The sequence below is a fragment of the Calidithermus terrae genome (assembly GCF_003574345.1).
Classification (GTDB): domain Bacteria; phylum Deinococcota; class Deinococci; order Deinococcales; family Thermaceae; genus Calidithermus; species Calidithermus chliarophilus.
Genome location: NZ_QXDL01000215.1, coordinates 1 through 6,547 on the forward strand (window position 1 = coordinate 1; position 6,547 = coordinate 6,547).

At 68.4% G+C, this 6,547-nt stretch carries 5 protein-coding genes; 4 read left to right on the top strand and 1 reads right to left on the bottom strand.

Annotation, left to right across the window (positions count from 1 at the left end; genetic code table 11):
- The coding region (locus Mterra_RS17655) for a DUF2461 domain-containing protein (protein ID WP_147372912.1) at positions 1-522 on the bottom strand (522 nt) is incomplete at its 3' end.
- A 166-nt stretch (positions 523-688) separates the two neighbouring features.
- Here Mterra_RS17655 and Mterra_RS17660 point away from each other — a divergent pair.
- From Mterra_RS17660 to Mterra_RS17675, 4 genes are all read left to right on the top strand, one after another.
- On the top strand, positions 689-1,474 hold the full coding sequence (locus Mterra_RS17660; RefSeq protein WP_119316351.1) for a hypothetical protein: 786 nt from the start codon (positions 689-691) through the stop codon (positions 1,472-1,474).
- 86 nt (positions 1,475-1,560) lie between these two features.
- The gene (locus tag Mterra_RS17665) at positions 1,561-3,540 is read left to right on the top strand and encodes an elongation factor G (RefSeq protein WP_119316352.1); all 1,980 of its coding nucleotides are present in this window, start codon (positions 1,561-1,563) and stop codon (positions 3,538-3,540) included.
- 191 nt (positions 3,541-3,731) lie between these two features.
- Positions 3,732-5,165: a hypothetical protein gene (locus Mterra_RS17670; protein ID WP_119316353.1), complete on the top strand. Its 1,434-nt coding sequence runs from the start codon at positions 3,732-3,734 to the stop codon at positions 5,163-5,165.
- 150 nt (positions 5,166-5,315) lie between these two features.
- A partial coding sequence (locus tag Mterra_RS17675; protein WP_147372913.1) for a vWA domain-containing protein occupies positions 5,316-6,547 on the top strand: 1,232 nt, incomplete at its 3' end.

Sequence of the window (6,547 nt, forward strand, 5' to 3'; positions counted from 1 at the left end):
GCCCTTGGGCGGGCGCTTGAGCTTGTCCTCCTCGGAGAGGGGCACGGCCCGCTTGACCTCGATCCAGCGGAAGTCCTGCCGGGCGATGGCCGCCCGCACCCGCGCCAGGTCCTCGGGGCCGGGCTGCCACAGCCCCCCGCCCACCCCCGACTGGCCCGGCTCGAGGTGCAGGTAAAACCCCGGCGCGTGCACGTCGCTCGAGGCCAACAGATGCCGGAACTGCGCCGCCGCGTGCGTCTTGTAAGGGCTTTTGTCGTGGGAGAAACGGGTGTCGCGGTGGATGCGGAAGAGGCTGCGCTCGTTGGCGGTGTAGGCGGGGTTGAGGGCCTCGAGGTGCGGGGCGAGGTCGGCGATGAAGCGCAGGAAAGGCCCCTTGACGTGCTGCTCGTACCGCGCCTTGTTGGCTTGGAACCAGGCCCGGTCGTTGTTGTAGCGCAGCTCGAGCAGGAAGTTGAACAGCTCCGGTGAGAAGTAGGGAATAGTATAGGTATACGCGGAACCGTCCAGGGATTTTCTTGCCATGACGTAATGGTAACGGAGCTTAAACGCCTCGAATTGCGACGCGCCTTACCCCGGTAATTGCTACCATTAACCCCAGGCCATGCCCCAACCGCTCCTACCCACAAAAATCCGACGTTACCGGGAGCAGAACTTTTACTTCGGTGGATTCTTGACCCATATTGCTCTATTGGTGCTGGTCTTGGCGGGGCTAAGGCTCTTTGAGGGCAACACCTTCGGCCGCATCTCAGAGGTTTGGCTCCAATACGCCGGATTTCCCGCAACGGCCGTAGTGCACGACGTCGGGGAGAATAGCAGTGCTGAATGTTTCAAGCCAGAAATAAAGAGGGAGTGGTGGACGCGCATCCTCTGTCTAGGCGTTCAGTACCCTTATTCGCAGGTTGTTCTCAGGACTTCGGAAGGCCGGCAGTACGTCCAAAACTACTTTCCTACACGGCTCATCGGCAGATATGTCGAGGTGGGCGTTTTGGTGGACGTAAGCATAAGCCACGACCGGCAACGTGCTGTGGTGAACGAGGGAAAGTTCCAGGTCGTGCCCAGCCCTACGGAAACCCCGGTCGCAGACTTGGCCGTTATCACGATGAGCGGTTTCGCTTGCTGGGTCGGGCTTTCTGGGCTGCGAAGAAACCTGCGCTCATCCTTGCTGCACTACCGCCTGAGGGCAAGAGGGGAACCCGCACTGGCTTTGTTGGAAGATTTCAGGGTCGAGCGAATCAGATTCAACAGGTACCTAATTCCCATTTTCGGCGTTACTAAACAGCACCTGGGTCTATGTTTCCGGGACAACACCGGCAAACAGCAGCGCATTGTGCTGAACAACCTGCCCGGTCACGTCCTCGAGGCCGTTGCCGACCTTCACGCCAGGGATCTCGAGCACATTTACATCCCGATCCTCTATGACCCGGCGAACCCTCGCCAGGCCGTCGTGGACTGGGTGCGCTGGAGGCGTTCTTAGCCGCATCGGTGACACCTGTCAAGAACCATCCTTCCCTTTGTGTGCCCTGGCAACGGGCGTATACTTTTCTGACAAAGGAGGCCAAGATGATCCGGACCGTAGCCCTCGTGGGGCACAGCGGCAGCGGTAAAACCACCCTCGGCGAGGCACTGCTGGTGGCGACGGGGGCCAAGGACCGCATGGGCCGCGTGGAGGACGGCACCACCACCAGCGATTACACCCCGGAGGAGAAGAACCACCGCCTGTCGGTGCGCACCGGGGTGCTGCCCTTGCAGTACAAGGAGCACAAGATCTACCTCCTCGACGCGCCGGGCTACGCCGACTTCGTGGGCGAGATCCGGGGAGCTCTGGAGGCCGCCGACGCCGCGGTGGTGGCGGTCTCGGCCGAGAACGGCGTGCAGATCGGGACCGAGAGAGCATGGACGGTGGCCGAGCGGCTTGGGCTCGCTCGGATGGTGGTCGTCACCAAGCTGGAAAAGGGTGGCGATTTTTTTGCGCTGCTCGAGGACCTCCGCTCCACGCTGGGCCACATCGTCCCCGCGCACCTGCCGCTGTACGAGAACGGGCAGTGGGTGGGCGTCGTGGACGTGCTGCACAACCGCGCCCTGCGCTACGCGAACGGCAAGGCCACGCCCATGGAGGTGCCCGAGGACATGCGGGCGCAGGTCGAGAAGTACCTCAACGAGGCCCGCGAGGCCATCATCGAGACCGACGAGGGGCTGTTGGAGAAGTACCTCGAGGGCGGCGAGATCGAGGAGGCCGCGTTGTCGAAGTCCTTCCACGAGGCGGTGCGCCGGGGGCTGGTCTACCCCGTGGCTATCGGCTCGTCGGGGGCGATGATCGGCCTGGACCTGCTGCTGGAGCTCTTCCTCGAGGCCCTGCCCTCCCCCACCGAGCGCTTCGGCGAGGGGAGCCCTCTGGCTAAGGTGTTCAAGGTGCAGGTTGACCCCTTCATCGGGCACGTGGCCTTCGTGCGGCTGTACCGCGGCACCCTTAAGCCCGGCGACAGCCTGCAGTCGGAGGCCGGGACGGTGCGGCTGCAGCACCTCAACACCATGCGGGGCAAGGACCTCGTGGAGCTCGAGGCCGCCGAGGCCGGGAGCATCCTGGCCCTGCCCAAGGCCGAGAACCTGCACCGGGGGATGCTGCTTTGGAACGGGGCCAAGCCCGAGTCGGACGAGGTGCCCTTCGCCCGGCTGCCCGACCCCAACGTGATGGTGGCGCTGGCGCTGGAGAACAAGGGCGACGAGGCCAAGCTAGGCGAGGCGCTGCGCAAGCTGCTGGAGGAAGACCCCAGCCTGCGCTTCGAGCGCCAGCCCGACACCAGCGACATGCTGCTGTGGGGCCACGGCGACCTGCACCTCGAGACCGCCCGCGAGCGCCTGGGCGACTACGGGGTGAAGGTGCAGTACCGCCTGCCCAAGATCCCCTACCGCGAGACCATCCGCAAGGTGGCCGAGGGCCAGGGCAAGCACAAGAAGCAGACCGGCGGCCACGGCCAGTACGGCGACGTGTGGCTGCGCTTGGAGCCCGCCCCCGAGTACCAGTTCGAGTGGCGCATCACCGGCGGGGTGATCCCCACGAAGTACATGGAGTCGGTGGAGATGGGCATCCAGGACGCGGCCAAGCAGGGCACGCTGGCGGGCTTCCCGGTGATCGGCTTCAAGGCCGTCGTCTACCACGGCTCCTACCACGACGTTGACTCCTCCGACATGGCCTTCCAGATCGCGGCCTCGCTGGCGTTTAAGAACGTGATGGCCCAGGCCAGCCCGGTGCTGCTCGAGCCGGTCTACAACCTCAAGGTCTTCGTCAGCCAGGACCGCGTGGGCGACATCCTCTCCGACCTGCAGGGGCGGCGGGGCCGGGTGCTGGGCATGGACCAGGACGGGGCCCTTGCGGTGGTGCAGGCCGAGGTCCCGCTGGCGGAGCTGCTCGAGTACAGCCGCGTCCTCTCCGGCCTGACCCAGGGCACCGGGGCGTACAGCCTCGAGTTCTCCCACTACGCCGAAGTGCCCCCGCACCTCGCGCAGAAGGTGGTCAGCCAGCGGCAGGCGGAGGCGCACTGATCGCACCCCCCACGAACACCCGCCCTTCCCGACCGGGCCGCGGGGTATACGTGGGAACCGCCGTGAAGCAGGGGAACGGGTTCAGGGCTCCGGGTCCGGGGGCAAAGCGTCTCCCGCAACCCTGAATCCCCTCTTCCCGTCAAGTGCCCAAAACGCACACGCCCGGCGCGGGAGTAGGTTAGAATCGGCTCATGAAATCACTCGCCCGATGGGCGTTGTTCGCCCTGCTGCTGCTCAGCCCCGCTCTGGCCCAAAGCTTGGTGTCCCTGGCCCCCACGGGGGCCATGGCCGGGTTCTACCTGGGGGACCTGAGCAACAGCCCCTACCTCCAGGGCATCGCCAGCGACTGGCGGCAGAGCGGGCTCGAGGCCTGGCTCAGCCGCAACCTCGAGAAGGAACTCGGCCAGGACAGCGACCTGCTGGGCATCGCCCAGGGCGGCGCCTTCGCGGCCGTCTACCCCGACGGGGGCTTCTTCTTCGTCGCCAAGCCCAGCGCCCGGACGATGCAGGCGATCCGCGCCGAGGTCAAGAAGGCCAAGGTCGAGAACGGCTGGCTCGTCGAGCGCAGCGCGGGGATGGTCAACGGCGTCAGCCGCGACCTGGTGTTCATGGCCACGCCGCGGCAGGCCAACCTCTTCCTGGGCAACAAGCGGGGCCTGCGCGCGCCGGTGAGCGGCGACCTGTTCTTCTGGGGCGAACCCCCCCGCAACCTCGACGCCGAGTACGGCCTGCCGCCTAGGCTCGGGCTCACCCTGGCCGCGATCCGGCGCGTCAGCGTGGGCCTGAAGCTCACCGCCGGGGGCTACACCACCGAGACGCGCCTCGAGCTCGACCGCAACGCCGACCCCGCCTTCAGCAACCTCGTCCTGCCCCGCGAGAAGCCGTGGGAGCTGGGCGAGTTCCCGGCCGGCTACTCCGGCGGCGTGGGCGTGCTCGACCTCGCCAGCAGCGGCCGCTACCTCAGCAGCCTCCTCTCCGACTTCGACGTCAAGCTCAACTTCGACCTCCAGGCCTTCGGCACCCGTTACGCCCTCGTCACCGTGCCCGGCCCGCGCAGCAGCGGGGTGGGCAACCTCGAGGCCCCCATGGGCCACCAGCTCATCTACCTCGAGGTAAAAGACAGCGCCACCGCCGAGGCCAACTTCCTGGCCGCCGTGCAGAACCTCGCGGCCTTCGCCACCCCCGAGGGCCAGGGCGGCTTCAAGGTGGCCGGGCAGGAAGGCGGCTTCAAGGTGCTCGAGGTGGGCCTGCTGGGCAACCTCTACTACCGCCTCGACGGCGACAAGCTCGTCGTCGCCACCAGCAAGGCCGCGCTCGAGGCCGCCTCCGGCAAGCTCTGGAAGGACCGCCCCGAGTACCAGCGCTTCCGCGTCACCGTGCCGCAGAACGCCGTGTCCTACAGCTTTGGCGACCAGAAGGGCCCCAGCCTCGAGTCCCTCGCCGCCCTGCGCGAGAGCATCCCCCAGACCATCGGCGCCGAAGACAAGGAGACCAAGGAACTCACCGACCGCCTGGTCAAGTTCCTCGAGCGCGTCTACAACCGCCTGGGCAACAGCATCTCCTACTCCGTGATCGAGGGCAGCACCCTGGTGAGCCGCGGCTTCAGCGAGGTGCGGTGGAAGTAAGGGAGCGCTCAGCCGTCAGCCGAACGCTCGTCTGGGGTCTAGGGCCAAGGCGTACGACGTAAGACGTACGACGCAGGACACGCGTCTTGCGTCTTGCGTTTGGCTATCGACCATCGACCATCGACAACCGATCCGTTCTATCCTGAGGCCGTGACCTTCGCCTACCCGCTGTGGCTCGCGGCCTTGCCCCCCCTCCTCGGGCTCATCTACTGGCTCTACCGCCGCCGCAGGCCGCAGGAGCGCAAGGTGGCAGGGCTGTGGCTGTGGCGGCAGGCGCGGCGGCGGGGGGTGGCCCGGCGGCGTTTGGACCTGCGGCTGCTGCTGTTGCTGCTGGCCGGGTTGCTGAGCGGGCTGGCGCTGTCGGGGCCGCGCCTCGAGCTCGACCGGCCGGGGCCGCTGGTGCTGGTGCTCGACGCCTCGGCCTCCATGGCCGCGACCGACCTGAGCCCCAGCCGCCTCGAGTGGGCCAAGGCGCAGGTGCGCGAGCGCCTCTCGCGCAGCCCCCGGGCCGTGCTGGTGCGGGCCGGGCGCAACCCCCAGGCCTTCGGGCCCGCCGCGGGCCGCGAGCTGCTCGGCGCCCTCGAGCAGATCCGCGCCGCCGACGACCGCGCCGACCTCGCCGCCGCCGTGGCCCTGGGCCGCTCGCGCCTGGACGCCCCGGCGCTGGTGGTCAGCGACGCCCCCCCGCCCGTGGGCGCCGAGGGCTACCTCAACGCCGCGGGAAACGGGGTCAACGTGGGGATCACCGCCGTCGGGCCGGGCTTCGTGGCGGTGGGCAACAGCGGCCCCGGCCCCTGGAAGGGCGAGGTGCGGGTGGGCGGCCGGGGCTACGCCCTCGAGGTGCCCGCCGGGGGCTTCAGCACCCTCGAGGTGCCCACGGTCGCCCCGCTCCAGGCCCGGCTGAGCGGCGCCGACGCCCTGAGCCTGGACAACACCGCCGAATTCAGCCGCCGCAACGTGCGGGTGGCGCTCGAGGGGAGCTCGCCGGTGCTCGAGCGGCTGCTGGGGCTGCTGGGCACGGTGCGCAGCCCCAACCCCGAGCTCCGCTTCCGCCTGGGCACGCCGCCGCCCGCCCCCCCGGCCTTCAGCGTGTACTTCGCCCGCACCGCCGAGGGCGAGGCCGTGGTGGACGACGTGGAGCGCACCGTGCCCTACCTGCGGGGCGCCGAGCTGGTGGGCTTCCGCCTCCCCGTCCCCCCCAGCCCGCCGGACACCTGGCAACCCCTCGCCCGCAGCGAGACCGGGCAGGCGCTGGCCTGGTTCCACCCCGACGGCCTCTACCTGCCCTCCCCCGCCGCGCTGCAGAACCTCCCGGCCTTCCCGGTGCTGCTCTACAACCTCGTCGTCCCCCGCGGCGAGCAGCGGCGCGGCCTGCTGAGCGC

Excerpts from the sequence above, each read along its gene's own strand:
- Mterra_RS17665 (WP_119316352.1), top strand. The coding sequence starts at position 1,561 with ATGATCCGGACCGTAGCCCTCGTGGGGCACAGCGGCAGCGGTAAAACC.
- Mterra_RS17670 (WP_119316353.1), top strand. The coding sequence starts at position 3,732 with ATGAAATCACTCGCCCGATGGGCGTTGTTCGCCCTGCTGCTGCTCAGC.